Annotated in this window: 15 protein-coding genes and 1 pseudogene; 12 read left to right on the top strand and 4 right to left on the bottom strand. The window is 52.8% G+C overall.

What is annotated here, in order from left to right; all coding sequences use genetic code 11:
* Nucleotides 1–15: 15 nt before the first annotated feature.
* Together E6P06_RS25950 and rsmD are read right to left on the bottom strand one after the other, a co-directional pair.
* Nucleotides 16–291 (bottom strand): DUF1145 family protein, encoded by a 276-nt coding sequence (locus tag E6P06_RS25950; protein WP_003023415.1) that lies wholly within the window; start codon nt 289–291, stop codon nt 16–18.
* A complete protein-coding gene (gene rsmD, locus E6P06_RS25945) occupies nt 281–877 on the bottom strand; it encodes a 16S rRNA (guanine(966)-N(2))-methyltransferase (protein ID WP_016151121.1) in 597 nt (198 codons plus the stop codon). Before rsmD ends, E6P06_RS25950 begins: the two co-directional genes overlap by 11 nt.
* A 276-nt stretch (nt 878–1,153) precedes the next feature.
* On the opposite strand from rsmD, the gene ftsY reads away from it, so the two are divergent.
* The 5 genes from ftsY to livJ all read left to right on the top strand — a co-directional run bounded on the left by ftsY (nt 1,154) and on the right by livJ (nt 6,871).
* Entirely contained in the window at nt 1,154–2,665 is a 1,512-nt protein-coding gene (gene ftsY, locus E6P06_RS25940) for a signal recognition particle-docking protein FtsY (protein WP_044713920.1), read from the top strand.
* A gap of 2 nt (nt 2,666–2,667) precedes the next feature.
* Nucleotides 2,668–3,336, top strand: a complete 669-nt coding sequence (gene ftsE, locus E6P06_RS25935; protein ID WP_003023420.1) for a cell division ATP-binding protein FtsE — start codon at nt 2,668–2,670, stop codon at nt 3,334–3,336.
* The gene (ftsX, locus tag E6P06_RS25930) at nt 3,329–4,387 is read left to right on the top strand and encodes a permease-like cell division protein FtsX (protein WP_003837835.1); all 1,059 of its coding nucleotides are present in this window, start codon (nt 3,329–3,331) and stop codon (nt 4,385–4,387) included. The genes ftsE and ftsX overlap by 8 nt, the downstream gene beginning before the upstream one ends.
* A 255-nt stretch (nt 4,388–4,642) precedes the next feature.
* Nucleotides 4,643–5,497 carry an RNA polymerase sigma factor RpoH gene (rpoH, locus tag E6P06_RS25925; RefSeq protein WP_003023425.1) on the top strand — a complete coding sequence of 285 codons (855 nt, stop codon included), beginning with the start codon at nt 4,643–4,645 and terminating at the stop codon, nt 5,495–5,497.
* Nucleotides 5,498–5,767: 270 nt separating this feature from the next.
* Nucleotides 5,768–6,871: a branched chain amino acid ABC transporter substrate-binding protein LivJ gene (gene livJ, locus E6P06_RS25920; protein WP_003023428.1), complete on the top strand. Its 1,104-nt coding sequence runs from the start codon at nt 5,768–5,770 to the stop codon at nt 6,869–6,871.
* An 83-nt stretch (nt 6,872–6,954) separates the two neighbouring features.
* Here livJ and E6P06_RS28325 read toward each other — a convergent pair.
* A pseudogene (locus tag E6P06_RS28325) lies at nt 6,955–7,082 on the bottom strand (hypothetical protein).
* On the bottom strand, nt 7,067–7,450 hold the full coding sequence (gene panM, locus E6P06_RS25915; protein WP_003846184.1) for an aspartate 1-decarboxylase autocleavage activator PanM: 384 nt from the start codon (nt 7,448–7,450) through the stop codon (nt 7,067–7,069). Before panM ends, E6P06_RS28325 begins: the two are co-directional and overlap by 16 nt.
* 423 nt (nt 7,451–7,873) lie before the next feature.
* On the opposite strand from panM, the gene livK reads away from it, so the two are divergent.
* The 7 genes from livK to ugpB all read left to right on the top strand — a co-directional run bounded on the left by livK (nt 7,874) and on the right by ugpB (nt 14,687).
* Complete coding sequence (gene livK / locus E6P06_RS25910; RefSeq protein ID WP_003023433.1) at nt 7,874–8,983, top strand: high-affinity branched-chain amino acid ABC transporter substrate-binding protein LivK; 1,110 nt, start codon at nt 7,874–7,876, stop codon at nt 8,981–8,983.
* Between the two features lie 61 nt (nt 8,984–9,044).
* Nucleotides 9,045–9,971 (top strand): high-affinity branched-chain amino acid ABC transporter permease LivH, encoded by a 927-nt coding sequence (gene livH / locus E6P06_RS25905; protein WP_003023435.1) that lies wholly within the window; start codon nt 9,045–9,047, stop codon nt 9,969–9,971.
* Complete coding sequence (livM, locus tag E6P06_RS25900) at nt 9,968–11,245, top strand: branched chain amino acid ABC transporter permease LivM (protein ID WP_032950432.1); 1,278 nt, start codon at nt 9,968–9,970, stop codon at nt 11,243–11,245. Before livH ends, livM begins: the two co-directional genes overlap by 4 nt.
* The gene (livG, locus tag E6P06_RS25895; protein ID WP_003023438.1) at nt 11,242–12,009 is read left to right on the top strand and encodes a high-affinity branched-chain amino acid ABC transporter ATP-binding protein LivG; all 768 of its coding nucleotides are present in this window, start codon (nt 11,242–11,244) and stop codon (nt 12,007–12,009) included. Before livM ends, livG begins: the two co-directional genes overlap by 4 nt.
* A gap of 17 nt (nt 12,010–12,026) precedes the next feature.
* Nucleotides 12,027–12,740 (top strand): high-affinity branched-chain amino acid ABC transporter ATP-binding protein LivF, encoded by a 714-nt coding sequence (gene livF / locus E6P06_RS25890; protein ID WP_003827581.1) that lies wholly within the window; start codon nt 12,027–12,029, stop codon nt 12,738–12,740.
* 102 nt (nt 12,741–12,842) lie between these two features.
* Nucleotides 12,843–13,124 (top strand): hypothetical protein, encoded by a 282-nt coding sequence (locus E6P06_RS25885; protein WP_003023442.1) that lies wholly within the window; start codon nt 12,843–12,845, stop codon nt 13,122–13,124.
* A gap of 246 nt (nt 13,125–13,370) precedes the next feature.
* Complete coding sequence (ugpB, locus tag E6P06_RS25880) at nt 13,371–14,687, top strand: sn-glycerol-3-phosphate ABC transporter substrate-binding protein UgpB (RefSeq protein ID WP_087879325.1); 1,317 nt, start codon at nt 13,371–13,373, stop codon at nt 14,685–14,687.
* The last annotated feature ends 53 nt before the right edge of the window (nt 14,688–14,740 follow it).

Below are 14,740 nucleotides of genomic sequence, written 5' to 3'. Positions count from 1 at the left end.
GCGAAAAGATCGCAGTTACTTCTTCAGTTGATCTTTAATCTTCTTCTGCCACACCAGTAGCTCAAAGACGCCGAACAGAAAAATACGGATTTTCTCTCCGTTGGTCATCTGCGGGCCATCTTTAGGCATGGTGCTTTTTAGTAGCGCCAGCTGCATGCCATGCATCAGCACCATAAATATCAGTGCGACGTTAACGAAGATGTTAAGCGGGCGTGGAAAGGGTTGGAAAATATTCAGTAGTAAAAATGCCCAGACGCACAGCATCAGCAGGCGTCCCAGGTTAATCAACATCGTGTTCTCCTCGTGCTTCACGTTGGTACAGGCGATAGGCGACCTGTCCGGCAACTTTCTCACGGTAGAGCGACCAGTTCACCGGAACCGGCGGCAAACCGTTTTCTACTTCGCTTTCAACGTAAATATACGCTTCATTTGCCAGCCAGCCATGAGTTTCCAGAAGCGTTAATGTTTCTTCCAGTAACCCTTTGCGAAACGGCGGATCCACAAATACCACGTTATGCGGCGTACCCGTCTGAGCCAAAAATGCCAGCGTATTGGTATTGACGACGCGGGCATGGGAGGCTTTCAACGTGGCGAGATTCTTTTGTAGCTGCTGAGATACCGCGCGATCCATCTCCAGAAGCGTCGCATTTGCCGCATAGCGAGAGAGGGCTTCCAGCCCCAGCGCGCCGCTGCCGGCGAAGCAGTCCAGACAGTGAGCATCGACCATTACCGGGGCCAGCCAGTTAAACAACGTTTCGCGCACACGGTCGGTGGTCGGACGCAGGCCGGGGCTGTCCGGAACCGGGAGTTTACGGCCACGCCATTGCCCGCCAATAATGCGGATCTGGCCGCTACCAGAGTGATTCGGTTTTTTCATTTCTATTATTGCTCAATCCGCCTATAGCATGTCATTCCAGGCGGTGATGTGAGTTAAGTTAACCCGTCGCCTTTCAAGTTACCTCTTCGTTGGCTGCACTTACTCACCCGAATCACTTACTAAAAGTAAGCTCATCGGGATTCGTGCGCTTGCCGCCTTGACGTAACTCGAAATTCATTGGGTATAAGTGATAGACTATTTCATCATTTTTTTAGCTGCTATGTACATAGCGTTGACGCTGTGCCATTAAGCAACAGCGGGGGAGTGTAGTCGCAAATGGCGAAAGAGAAAAAACGTGGCTTTTTTTCCTGGCTGGGCTTTGGTCAAAAAGAGCAGGCACCGGAAAACGAGACAGAAGTAAAAAACGAAGAACAACAACCGGTTGCTGAAGAAACTACCGTCGTTGAAGAACAGCCGCGCGCCGAGGAAACCCGTAGCGAGGCGGAAACGCAAGCCTTTGCTGCTGAAGTCGTTGAAGTAACTGAACAGGTTGCGGAAATTGAGAAACTGCAGCCGGAAGAAGAACCTGTCGCCGAACAAGCGCAGCCGGAAATTGAGCCGGTTGCTGAACCCGTTGCTGAAACTGTAGTGGAAACGCCAGCGGCGGTGGTTATCGAACGCGAAGAATTGCCGCTGCCGGAAGAGGTGAAAACCGAAGAAGTTTCTGCCGAAGAGTGGCAGGCCGAAGCGGAAACCGTGGAAATTGTTGAGGCGGCTGAAGAAGATGCTGAAAACGAGCCGCAACTGACCGACGAAGAGCTGGAAGCACAGGCGCTGGCCGCTGAGGCTGCTGAAGAAGCGGTTATGGTGGTGCCGGTAGAAGAACCGGTAGAAGAAGAGGTAATCCAGGAGCAGGAAAAACCAACCAAAGAAGGTTTCTTTGCGCGACTGAAACGCAGCCTGCTGAAAACAAAAGAAAACCTCGGTTCCGGATTTATCAGTCTGTTCCGTGGTAAAAAGATCGACGATGATCTGTTTGAAGAGCTGGAAGAGCAACTGCTGATCGCCGATGTGGGCGTAGAAACGACCCGTAAGATCATTGCGAATCTGACAGAAGGTGCCAGCCGCAAGCAGCTTAAAGATGCGGAAGCGCTGTACGGCCTGCTGAAAGAAGAGATGGGCGAGATTCTGGCGAAGGTTGACGAACCGCTGAATGTTGAGGGCAAAACACCATTTGTTATCTTAATGGTTGGCGTCAACGGTGTGGGCAAAACCACCACTATTGGTAAGCTGGCGCGTCAGTTTGAGCAGCAGGGTAAATCAGTAATGCTGGCGGCGGGCGATACTTTCCGTGCGGCGGCGGTAGAACAGCTGCAGGTCTGGGGTCAGCGTAATAATATTCCGGTGATTGCTCAGCATACCGGTGCGGATTCCGCGTCCGTTATCTTTGATGCCATCCAGGCGGCGAAGGCGCGTAACGTAGACGTGCTGATCGCTGATACCGCAGGGCGTTTGCAGAATAAATCGCACCTGATGGAAGAATTGAAAAAAATCGTTCGCGTCATGAAGAAGCTGGACGAAGATGCGCCGCATGAAGTTATGCTGACTATCGACGCCAGCACCGGGCAGAATGCGATAAGCCAGGCCAAACTGTTCCATGAAGCGGTGGGCTTAACCGGTATCACTCTGACCAAGCTGGATGGTACGGCGAAGGGCGGGGTTATCTTCTCGGTTGCCGATCAGTTTGGCATCCCTATCCGTTATATCGGTGTGGGCGAACGTATCGAGGATTTACGTCCGTTTAAAGCGGACGATTTTATAGAGGCACTTTTTGCCCGAGAGGATTAACAATGATTCGCTTTGAACATGTCAGCAAGGCCTATCTCGGTGGGAGACAAGCGCTGCAGGGAGTGACCTTCCATATGCAGCCTGGCGAGATGGCGTTTCTGACCGGCCACTCCGGCGCGGGGAAAAGTACCCTGCTGAAGCTGATTTGTGGAATTGAACGGCCCAGCGCCGGGAAAATCTACTTTAGCGGGCATGACATCAGCCGTTTGAAAAACCGCGAAGTGCCGTTTCTGCGTCGTCAGATTGGCATGATTTTTCAGGACCACCACCTGCTAATGGACAGAACCGTGTTTGATAACGTGGCAATTCCACTGATCATCGCAGGCGCCAGCGGGGACGATATTCGTCGTCGCGTGTCAGCGGCGCTGGATAAGGTCGGGCTGTTGGACAAAGCGAAAAACTTCCCTATTCAGCTCTCTGGCGGTGAACAACAGCGCGTCGGCATTGCCCGTGCGGTGGTGAATAAACCAGCGGTGCTGCTGGCGGATGAACCAACGGGGAACCTGGATGACGCGCTGTCGGAAGGGATCCTGCGCCTGTTCGAAGAGTTTAACCGCGTCGGGGTCACGGTATTAATGGCCACGCACGATATTGGCCTGATCTCCCGTCGCTCCTATCGCCAAATGGTTCTGAGCGATGGACATCTGCATGGAGGCCTGGCGCATGAATAGACGTGACGCTATTAACCAAATCAAACAGTTCGGTGGCCGACTGGATCGCTTTCGTAAATCGGGCGGTGCGCCGGGTGACGGCGGTCGCAACGCGCCTAAGCGTGCGAAGGCCGCGCCAAAGCCGAACTCGCGTAAAACCAATGTCTTTAATGAGCAGGTACGTTATGCGTTCCAGGGCGCGTTACAGGACCTGAAAAGCAAGCCGCTGGCGACATTCCTGACGGTGATGGTTATTGCCATCTCCCTGACGCTGCCAAGCGTGTGCTATATGGTTTATAAGAACGTAAACCATGCAGCAAGCCAGTATTATCCGTCCCCGCAGATCACCGTTTACCTGCAAAAAACGCTGGATGATGATGCGGCGGCGCGGGTGGTTGGTCAGTTGCAGGCCGAGCAGGGCGTGGAGAAAGTGAATTATCTTTCCCGTGACGACGCGCTGGGCGAATTCCGTAATTGGTCTGGATTTGGCGGTGCGCTGGATATGCTGGAAGAGAACCCGCTGCCGGCCGTGGCGGTGGTGATCCCGAAACTGGACTTCCAGGGTACGGAGTCGCTAAACACGCTGCGTGACCGCATCGCACAAATCAACGGTATTGATGAAGTGCGGATGGATGACAGCTGGTTCGCTCGTCTGGCGGCGCTGACGGGCCTTGTCGGACGCGTTTCCGCGATGATTGGCGTGCTGATGGTAGCGGCGGTCTTCCTCGTCATCGGTAACAGCGTGCGTCTGAGTATTTTTGCGCGTCGCGATACCATTAACGTGCAAAAACTGATTGGCGCGACGGATGGATTTATCCTGCGTCCGTTCCTCTACGGCGGGGCACTGCTCGGTTTTTCCGGTGCATTTCTTTCACTGATTTTGTCAGAAATTTTGGTGATGCGTCTGTCGTCAGCGGTGACTGAAGTGGCACAGGTATTTGGAACCAAGTTTGATATCAATGGCTTATCATTCGATGAATGCCTGTTATTGCTGCTGGTGTGCTCGATGATTGGCTGGGTGGCAGCCTGGCTTGCCACGGTTCAACATTTACGCCACTTTACCCCCGATTAAAAAATCTCTGGTATAATCTTTCCCTGCACTGAGTTGTTCGCTCTGCAGGGAAAGAGTCCCTGTGATCTCTTCCCGGCGTATTCATTGTGATGTCACATTTTGTGCGTAATCTATACACATTACGACATGGAACTTGTGGATAAAATCACTGTCTGATAAAAGATTGAATGATATTCTCGTTGCTCATAAGCTCTGGCATGGTTGTTGCTATTGGTTTTAGCCAATGCGCCAGATGAAAAGATTGAGAGGATTTGAATGACCAAAGAAATGCAAAATTTAGCTTTAGCCCCTGTTGGTAACCTGGAATCTTACATCCGGGCTGCGAACGCGTGGCCGATGTTGTCGGCTGACGAGGAGCGGGCACTGGCTGAAAAGCTGCATTACCAGGGCGATCTGGAAGCAGCTAAAACGCTGATCCTGTCTCACCTGCGCTTTGTTGTTCATGTTGCTCGTAATTATGCGGGCTATGGCCTGCCGCAGGCGGATTTGATTCAGGAAGGTAATATCGGCCTGATGAAAGCCGTGCGCCGTTTCAACCCGGAAGTGGGTGTGCGCCTGGTTTCCTTCGCTGTGCATTGGATCAAAGCTGAGATCCACGAATACGTTCTGCGTAACTGGCGTATCGTTAAAGTCGCGACCACTAAAGCGCAGCGTAAGCTGTTCTTTAACCTGCGTAAAACCAAGCAGCGTCTGGGCTGGTTTAACCAGGACGAAGTTGAAATGGTTGCTCGCGAGCTGGGTGTTTCCAGCAAAGACGTGCGCGAAATGGAATCCCGTATGGCGGCGCAGGACATGACGTTTGACATGTCTTCAGACGATGAGTCTGACAGCCAGCCGATGGCCCCGGTGCTGTATCTGCAGGATAAATCTTCTAACTTCGCCGACGGCATTGAAGAAGATAACTGGGAAGATCAGGCCGCGAACAAACTGACCCACGCAATGGAAGGTCTGGACGAGCGTAGCCAGGACATCATTCGTGCTCGTTGGCTGGACGAAGACAACAAGTCGACGTTGCAGGAACTGGCCGATCGCTACGGCGTTTCCGCTGAACGTGTTCGTCAGCTTGAAAAGAACGCCATGAAAAAATTGCGCGCGGCGATCGAAGCATAATCTTCCAGCCGACCTGGAAATGCTGATAAACCCTGGATGACAATCCGGGGTTTTTTGTTTTTATCTCTCCCCCTCTCTCCTGACGTTTATGCTTTTTGTCATCAAGTTGTTATCTGCATGTCAAATTTAGCTATTCCAAAATAATAAAAATCGGGTATGTTTTAGCAGAGTATGCTGCTAAAGCACGGGTGGCTATCCAATAATCGAAATAAAGTGCTGAACAACAACATCACAACACACGTAATAACCACAATAATGGGGATTGTCAGGATGAATATGAAGGGTAAAGCGTTATTGGCAGGATGTATCGCCCTGTCTTTGAGCAATATGGCGTTTGCTAAGGATATTAAAGTTGCTGTCGTCGGCGCGATGTCCGGTCCGGTAGCGCAGTATGGCGATCAGGAATTTACTGGCGCAGAGCAGGCTATTGCAGATATCAATGCCAAAGGCGGTGTGAAAGGCGACAAACTGGTCATGGTGAAATATGACGATGCCTGTGACCCGAAACAAGCGGTAGCGGTAGCTAACAAAGTGGTCAACGACGGGATTAAATATGTTATCGGCCACCTGTGCTCATCTTCCACTCAGCCTGCGTCAGATATCTATGAAGACGAAGGCATTCTGATGATTACCCCAGCGGCAACGGCGCCGGAGCTGACCGCGCGCGGTTATAACCTGGTGTTACGTACCACCGGTCTGGATTCCGATCAGGGCCCGACTGCTGCCAAATATATCGTTGAAAAAGTGAAGCCGAAGCGCATTGCGATCGTTCACGACAAACAACAGTATGGTGAAGGCCTGGCGCGTTCCGTGCAGGACAACCTCAAGAAAGCCAACGCTGACGTGGTGTTCTTCGATGGGATCACCGCTGGCGAGAAAGATTTCTCTACTCTGGTGGCGCGTCTGAAGAAAGAGAATATCGATTTCGTTTACTACGGTGGTTACCACCCGGAAATGGGGCAGATTCTGCGCCAGGCACGCGCTGCGGGTCTGAAAACCCAGTTTATGGGACCAGAAGGGGTAGCGAACGTGTCGTTGTCTAACATCGCGGGTGAGTCTGCAGAAGGCTTACTGGTAACGAAACCGAAGAACTACGATCAGGTTCCGGCGAACAAACCGATTGTGGACGCGATCAAAGCCAAGAAACAGGATCCGAGCGGTGCATTCGTATGGACCACCTACGCCGCGCTGCAATCCTTGCAGGCCGGTCTGAACCAGTCTGACGACCCGGCTGAAATTGCCAAATACCTGAAAGCAAACTCAGTGGAAACCGTAATGGGGCCGCTGTCATGGGATGCGAAGGGCGATCTGAAGGGCTTCGAATTCGGCGTGTTTGACTGGCATGCAAACGGGACGGCGACCGACGCCAAATAATTTTCCTGGCGCCTTTCGCGCTGCAGACGCGTTGGCTGCGTTATTCAACCCCGGTCACTTACTTATGTAAGCTTCCGGGGACTTCATAACTTGCCGCCTTCCTGCAACGTGAAATTCTTGGAAAATTGCGAGGTGGTTTTTTATTTTTTGCTCCCAGCATGTAGGCCGGATAAGCGTCAGCGCCATCCGGCTTTTTTATCTTTTTTCCCAGCCATTTTCCTGGGCCGTAAACCCTAACGCCTGCATAAACGCGGCCATCACGCTGCGGTCTTCAACGCCGACGTCGGCCATCCACCATGAACTCACGTCAGGGTTTTCCCGGATCACTTCTTCGATCAAATACTGCCCGACGCCGCGGCGGCGGGTGATATCGCGTACGCGCAAGGAATCCAATGCGCCTTGCGTGCCGCTCAGGGTTACGCGAACTGCGCCTAACAGACGCTCGTTAAAGCGCGCGGCGTAGATCCGGTGCGTTTCATCTACGCTTAATGATGAGGCGGAATATTCCGGCCAGATTTTGCCCAGATCAATCTGGTCCTGGTCGCTAAAGTTCTCTAAACGAACGATGGTCAGCTTCATTAACAGCATGTCCAAATCACAAAAGATGGAATGAGTGTACCGAAATAATTCACCCGGATGCTTTCTCTTTTTTATGTGAATAACCAGATTAATAATTTTGTAACAACAGTAATGACAGTTTGAAACCGTAGAGATTGAAAAACAGGCAGAATAATACCCTGGAATGCAGCATTTTATTCGGCTCTTTGTACCGTTATTTTATGCTGACAAACGTGCTTTTTTTTGTTTATCTATAGTGAAAAGCAGAATATTATCTTTTCTTAATCGACTGAAAAATAGAGATTTTAGCCTGATTTTGCTTAAATAGCTGCGCTAAACCATTAATGAGACTGGTAAAAATAGTGCAGTTCAAAAAAAGCACAGACTGCTTTTTAACCACATAAATACAAAATATTAATTACGTCACGAATGGGGATTCAGGTAATGAAACGGAATGCGAAAACAATCATCGCAGGGGTGATAGCACTGGCAATGTCACACGCGGTCATGGCGGAAGATATCAAGGTCGCTGTTGTCGGCGCGATGTCAGGTCCGGTCGCGCAGTGGGGTGATATGGAATTTAATGGCGCACGTCAGGCCATTAAAGATATCAATGCTAAAGGCGGGGTCAAAGGCGACAAACTGGTCGCTGTGGAATATGACGACGCCTGCGATCCGAAACAGGCCGTTGCGGTAGCGAACAAAATCGTCAATGACGGCATTCAGTACGTTATTGGACATCTGTGCTCATCTTCCACGCAGCCCGCATCAGATATCTATGAAGATGAAGGCATTCTGATGATTTCTCCGGGCGCCACAAACCCAGAACTGACCCAGCGCGGATACGCTCACATTATGCGTACGGCGGGCCTGGACTCCTCTCAAGGGCCGACCGCCGCGAAATACATTCTGGAGAAGGTGAAGCCGCAGCGCATTGCCATCATTCACGATAAACAGCAATACGGTGAAGGCCTGGCGCGTTCAGTGCAGGACAGCCTGAAAGCGGGCAAAGCCAACATCGTTTTCTTTGACGGTATCACCGCCGGGGAAAAAGATTTTTCTGCGCTGATCGCTCGCCTGAAAAAAGAAAATATCGACTTTGTTTATTACGGCGGCTACTACCCGGAAATGGGGCAAATGCTGCGCCAGGCACGTTCCGTCGGGCTGAAAACCCAGTTTATGGGACCAGAGGGCGTCGGCAATGCGTCGCTGTCTAACATTGCTGGTGATGCCGCTGAGGGCATGCTGGTGACCATGCCAAAACGCTATGACCAGGATCCGGCGAATAAAGCTATCGTCGATGCGCTCAAAGCTGACAAGAAAGATCCAACTGGACCGTACGTGTGGATCACTTATGCAGCCGTCCAGTCATTGGCGACAGCAATGGATCGCAGCGGTAGCAAAGAGCCGCTGGACCTGGTGAAAGATCTGAAAGCACACGGGGCTGATACCGTGATTGGGCCGCTGAAATGGGACGAAAAAGGCGATTTGAAGGGATTTGAGTTTGGTGTCTTCCAGTGGCATGCGGACGGTTCATCGACCGTCGCGAAGTAATACCTGAAGACGAGTTATCCCACCGCCCGTGTAAAATGGGCGGGTATAAAAAGGTTACCTTATGTCCGAGCAGTTCCTCTATTTCTTGCAGCAGATGTTTAACGGCGTCACGCTGGGAAGCACCTACGCGCTGATCGCCATCGGTTACACGATGGTGTACGGCATTATCGGCATGATCAACTTCGCCCATGGCGAGGTGTATATGATCGGCAGCTATGTCTCCTTTATGATCATCGCAGCGCTAATGATGATGGGCATTGATTCCAGTTGGCTACTGGTCGCGGCGGGCTTCGTTGGCGCGATTGTGATTGCCAGCGCCTACGGCTGGAGCATTGAACGCGTGGCGTATCGACCCGTGCGCAGCTCTAAGCGCCTGATCGCGCTGATTTCCGCTATCGGGATGTCCATCTTCCTGCAAAACTACGTCAGCCTGACGGAAGGTTCGCGCGATGTGGCACTGCCCAGCCTGTTTAATGGCCAGTGGACCGTTGGCAGTAGCGAAAACTTCTCTGCTTCCATCACCACCATGCAGCTGGTTATCTGGATTGTAACCTTCCTGGCGATGCTGGCGCTGACGCTGTTTATCCGTTACTCCCGTATGGGTCGCGCCTGCCGTGCCTGCGCGGAAGACCTGAAAATGGCCAGCCTGCTCGGCATCAACACCGATCGCGTGATTGCGCTGACCTTTGTGATTGGCGCGGCAATGGCGGCGGTCGCGGGCGTGCTGCTTGGTCAATTCTATGGCGTAATTAACCCGTACATCGGCTTTATGGCCGGGATGAAGGCCTTTACCGCAGCGGTGCTTGGCGGCATCGGCAGCATTCCTGGGGCGATGATCGGCGGCCTGATTCTGGGCGTCGCGGAAGCGCTCTCCTCTGCTTATCTGAGTACTGAATACAAAGACGTCGTTTCATTCGCGCTGCTGATTCTGGTGCTGCTGGTGATGCCGACCGGTATTCTGGGTCGCCCGGAGGTAGAGAAAGTATGAAACCGATGCATTTTGCAATGGCGCTGCTCTCTGCCGCCATGTTCTTCGTCCTGGCGGGCGTCTTTATGGGCGTTCAGTTAGAGCTTGACGGCACCAAACTGGTGGTGGATTCCGCGGCGGATATTCGCTGGCAGTGGGTGTTTATTGGTACAGGCGTGGTCTTCCTCTTCCAGTTGCTGCGTCCAGCTTTCCAGAAGGGCATGAAGAGCGTCTCCGGACCGAAGTTTATTCTGCCGGCGATTGACGGCTCCACCGTTAAACAGAAGCTGTTCCTGGTGGCGTTGCTGGTGATTGCCGTGGCGTGGCCGTTTATGGTCTCGCGCGGTACGGTGGATATCGCCACGCTGACGATGATTTATATCATCCTCGGCCTCGGCTTAAACGTGGTGGTGGGGCTTTCCGGCCTGCTGGTGCTGGGCTACGGCGGCTTTTATGCCATTGGCGCTTACACCTTCGCGCTGCTGAACCACTATTACGGACTCGGCTTCTGGACCTGTCTGCCGCTGGCGGGGCTGGTTTCCGCTGCTGCGGGCTTCCTGCTCGGCTTCCCGGTACTGCGCCTGCGCGGTGACTATCTGGCTATTGTGACCTTAGGCTTCGGTGAAATCGTCCGTATCCTGCTGCTCAACAACACCGAAGTGACCGGTGGCCCGAACGGTATCAGCCAGATCCCGAAACCGACCTTTTTCGGTCTGGAATTTAGCCGTACCGCCCGTGAAGGCGGCTGGGATACCTTCAGCAACTTCTTTAACGTCAAGTACGATCCCTCTGACCGCGTCATTTTCCTCTATCTGGTGGCGCTGCTGCTGGTGGTCTTCTCGCTGTTTGTGATTAACCGTCTGCTGCGTATGCCGTTGGGCCGTGCGTGGGAAGCGCTACGTGAAGATGAAATTGCCTGTCGCTCGCTGGGCTTAAACCCTACGCGCATCAAACTGACAGCTTTTACCATCAGCGCCGCGTTTGCCGGTTTTGCCGGTACGCTGTTTGCCGCGCGCCAGGGCTTCGTCAGCCCGGAATCCTTCACCTTTGCCGAGTCGGCCTTTGTGCTGGCAATTGTGGTATTGGGCGGAATGGGCTCACAGTTTGCGGTGATCCTCGCGGCCATCCTGCTGGTAGTGTCACGCGAGCTGATGCGTGATTTCAATGAATACAGCATGTTAATGCTGGGTGGTTTGATGGTGCTGATGATGATCTGGCGTCCGCAGGGCTTGTTGCCGATGACCCGTCCACAGTTGAAGCTGAAAAACGGGGAAGCGAAAGGAGAGCAGGCATGAGTCAGCCATTATTATCCGTTAACGGCCTGATGATGCGCTTCGGCGGTCTGCTGGCGGTAAACAACGTTGAACTGGAACTGCGGCCGCAGGAAATAGTTTCGTTAATCGGGCCAAACGGCGCGGGAAAAACCACGGTCTTTAACTGTCTGACCGGTTTTTATAAGCCGACCGGCGGGACGATTAAGCTGCGCGACCAGCACCTGGAAGGACTACCGGGTCAGCAAATCGCGCGTATGGGCGTGGTGCGTACTTTCCAGCACGTACGTCTGTTTCGCGAAATGACGGTGATTGAAAACCTGCTGGTGGCGCAACATCAGCAACTGAAAACCGGCGTCTTCTCCGGCCTGTTGAAAACTCCGTCGTTCCGTCGCGCGCAGAGTGAAGCGTTGGATCGCGCCGCCACCTGGCTGGAGCGTATTGGTTTGCTGGAGCACGCCAACCGTCAGGCGAGTAACCTGGCCTATGGCGATCAACGTCGTCTGGAGATTGCCCGTTGCATGGTGACCCAGCCGGAAATTCTGATGCTCGACGAACCCGCTGCGGGACTCAACCCGAAAGAGACCAAAGAGCTGGACGAGCTGATTGCTGAACTGCGTAACCATCACAACACCACCATTTTGTTGATTGAGCACGACATGAAGCTGGTGATGGGTATTTCCGATCGTATTTACGTGGTGAACCAGGGCACGCCGCTGGCGAATGGGACGCCGGAACAGATTCGTAATAACCCGGATGTTATCCGCGCCTATTTAGGTGAAGCATAATGGGGGCGAGGATTAATATGGATAAGGCGATGTTATCGTTCGACAAAGTCAACGCCCACTACGGCAAGATACAGGCGCTGCATGACGTCAGCTTGTATATCAACCAGGGTGAAATCGTTACTCTGATTGGTGCCAACGGCGCGGGAAAAACCACGCTGCTCGGCACATTGTGTGGCGACCCGCGAGCGACCAGCGGGCGAATCGTCTTTGATGGTAAAGACATTACCGACTGGCAGACGGCGAAAATCATGCGCGAAGCGGTAGCGATTGTGCCGGAAGGGCGTCGCGTGTTTTCCCGTATGACGGTGGAAGAGAACCTGGCGATGGGCGGTTTCTTTGCCGAGAAAGACCAGTTTCAGGAACGCATCAAGTGGGTGTATGACCTGTTTCCTCGCCTGCATGAGCGTCGTATTCAACGTGCGGGAACGATGTCCGGCGGTGAACAGCAGATGCTAGCGATAGGCCGTGCGCTGATGAGCCAGCCGAGGCTGCTACTGCTTGATGAACCATCGCTGGGTCTGGCGCCGATTATCATCCAGCAGATCTTTAACACCATTGAGCAACTGCGCGAGCAGGGGATGACCATCTTCCTTGTCGAACAGAACGCTAACCAGGCGCTGAAGCTCGCCGATCGCGGCTACGTGCTGGAAAACGGTCATGTGGTGCTGGAAGACACCGGCGATGCGCTACTGGCTAACGAAGCGGTGCGCAGTGCGTATCTTGGCGGTTAATCATTCTCTGAATAGACAAGGGGCCCGCTGTGGCCCCTTTTTATTGCGCTATGTTATTATTGAGAATAGTTATCAATAATAAAAAATGAACATGGAGAAAGGATGATTCGTTCAGGTACCTGCATGATGATTGGCAGTTTGTTTTTGACGCTTTCTTTAACTACCCTGGCCTCGACACCGCCAGCGTTTGACCCGCGCGATCCCGCAATCTGGGAAGAGAAATCGGACAACCCGTTAGCGCAATCCGACTCGCCCTGCGAAGTGTTTACCAGCTCGGTATGCCCGGGCTGGGAAGATGATAAATCAGATATCCAACGTGAACGTGAGCGACGAGAGCAGCAGCGTTTACAGAATGAGTACGAACGACGCTGGCGCAGAGATTAATCTTTCTCCTGCAGCAACAGATAACGCCATCCTGGCCGGGTAAGGCATACCGCTACCCGGCTTTGTTGTGCACCACTCCGCATTTTCCTGTCACTACGCTTTCACCGCCTTGCCATCTGTTTGTCGCCTTACTATCTTTTTTTTGTAATAAAAAAGTTATTTTTCTGTCATTCGAGCATGTCATGTTACCCCCGCGAGCATAAAACGCGTGATATCGCGCATCCGGCACAACAAGAGAGATAACCGATGATATCGTTACGACATACAGCTTTAGGACTGGCACTTAGCCTGGCGTTTGCAGGTCAGGCACTGGCGGTCACCACCATCCCATTCTGGCACTCAATGGAAGGCGAATTGGGTAAAGAAGTTGATTCTCTGGCGCAACGTTTTAATGCCGCCAATCCCGACTACAAAATTGTTCCGCAGTACAAAGGCAACTACGAGCAGAGCCTGAGTGCAGGAATTGCCGCTTTCCGTACCGGAAACGCGCCTGCGCTGCTACAGGTTTATGAAGTGGGTACGGCAACGATGATGGCTTCGAAAGCCATTAAACCGGTCTATGAAGTATTCAAAGAGGCTGGTATTAACTTCGATGAGTCTCAGTTCGTACCGACGGTATCCGGTTATTACACCGACTCTAAAAGCGGACATTTGCTTTCTCAACCGTTTAACAGCTCCACTCCGGTGCTGTACTACAACAAAGATGCCTTTAAAAAAGCTGGTTTAGACCCTGAGCAGCCGCCGAAAACCTGGCAGGACCTGGAGGAGTACACCGCGAAGCTGAAAGCGGCAGGCATGAAGTGCGGTTACGCCAGCGGCTGGCAGGGATGGATTCAGATTGAAAACTTCAGCGCCTGGAACGGTCTGCCGGTCGCTACCAAAAACAACGGTTTTGACGGTACTGACGCAGTGCTGGAGTTCAATAAACCGGAACAGGTAAAACATATCGCTCTGCTGGAAGAGCTGAACAAAAAAGGCGATTTCAGCTACTTCGGGCGTAAGGACGAATCCACTGAGAAGTTCTATAACGGGGATTGTGCCATTACCACCGCCTCTTCCGGTTCGCTGGCTGATATCCGCCATTACGCGAAATTCAACTATGGCGTCGGAATGATGCCGTACGATGCCGATGTGAAGGGCGCGCCGCAGAACGCAATTATCGGTGGGGCCAGTCTTTGGGTGATGCAGGGCAAAGACAAAGCCACCTACGAAGGCGTGGCGAAGTTCCTCAACTTCCTGGCGAAGCCTGAAATTGCTGCCGAATGGCACCAGAAGACCGGCTATCTGCCGATCACCACAGCTGCCTACGACCTGACCCGTGAGCAGGGCTTCTATGATAAGAACCCTGGGGCTGATATCGCCACCCGCCAGATGCTGAACAAGCCGCCGTTGCCGTTCACCAAAGGGCTGCGTCTGGGCAACATGCCGCAGATCCGTACCATTGTGGATGAAGAGCTGGAAAGCGTCTGGACCGGGAAGAAAACCCCGCAGCAGGCGCTGGATGCCGCCGTTGAGCGTGGCAATCAGTTACTGCGCCGCTTTGAGCAATCGACCAAATCGTAATGTGAAATGCCGGGTGGCGGCTGCGCCTTACCCGGCCTACAAATGCGCGTAGG

The sequence above is a fragment of the Citrobacter sp. CF971 genome (assembly GCF_006385635.1).
Taxonomy (GTDB): domain Bacteria; phylum Pseudomonadota; class Gammaproteobacteria; order Enterobacterales; family Enterobacteriaceae; genus Citrobacter; species Citrobacter freundii.
The sequence above is the reverse complement of the archived record's forward strand: the minus strand, read 5'-3'. Positions and strand labels throughout refer to the sequence as shown.

Coding starts and splice junctions, on each gene's coding strand:
- E6P06_RS25950 (WP_003023415.1), bottom strand. CDS start 291: ATGTTGATTAACCTGGGACGCCTGCTGATGCTGTGCGTCTGGGCATTT.
- rsmD (WP_016151121.1), bottom strand. CDS start 877: ATGAAAAAACCGAATCACTCTGGTAGCGGCCAGATCCGCATTATTGGC.
- ftsY (WP_044713920.1), top strand. CDS start 1,154: ATGGCGAAAGAGAAAAAACGTGGCTTTTTTTCCTGGCTGGGCTTTGGT.
- ftsE (WP_003023420.1), top strand. CDS start 2,668: ATGATTCGCTTTGAACATGTCAGCAAGGCCTATCTCGGTGGGAGACAA.
- ftsX (WP_003837835.1), top strand. CDS start 3,329: ATGAATAGACGTGACGCTATTAACCAAATCAAACAGTTCGGTGGCCGA.
- rpoH (WP_003023425.1), top strand. CDS start 4,643: ATGACCAAAGAAATGCAAAATTTAGCTTTAGCCCCTGTTGGTAACCTG.
- livJ (WP_003023428.1), top strand. CDS start 5,768: ATGAATATGAAGGGTAAAGCGTTATTGGCAGGATGTATCGCCCTGTCT.
- panM (WP_003846184.1), bottom strand. CDS start 7,450: ATGAAGCTGACCATCGTTCGTTTAGAGAACTTTAGCGACCAGGACCAG.
- livK (WP_003023433.1), top strand. CDS start 7,874: ATGAAACGGAATGCGAAAACAATCATCGCAGGGGTGATAGCACTGGCA.
- livH (WP_003023435.1), top strand. CDS start 9,045: ATGTCCGAGCAGTTCCTCTATTTCTTGCAGCAGATGTTTAACGGCGTC.
- livM (WP_032950432.1), top strand. CDS start 9,968: ATGAAACCGATGCATTTTGCAATGGCGCTGCTCTCTGCCGCCATGTTC.
- livG (WP_003023438.1), top strand. CDS start 11,242: ATGAGTCAGCCATTATTATCCGTTAACGGCCTGATGATGCGCTTCGGC.
- livF (WP_003827581.1), top strand. CDS start 12,027: ATGGATAAGGCGATGTTATCGTTCGACAAAGTCAACGCCCACTACGGC.
- E6P06_RS25885 (WP_003023442.1), top strand. CDS start 12,843: ATGATTCGTTCAGGTACCTGCATGATGATTGGCAGTTTGTTTTTGACG.
- ugpB (WP_087879325.1), top strand. CDS start 13,371: ATGATATCGTTACGACATACAGCTTTAGGACTGGCACTTAGCCTGGCG.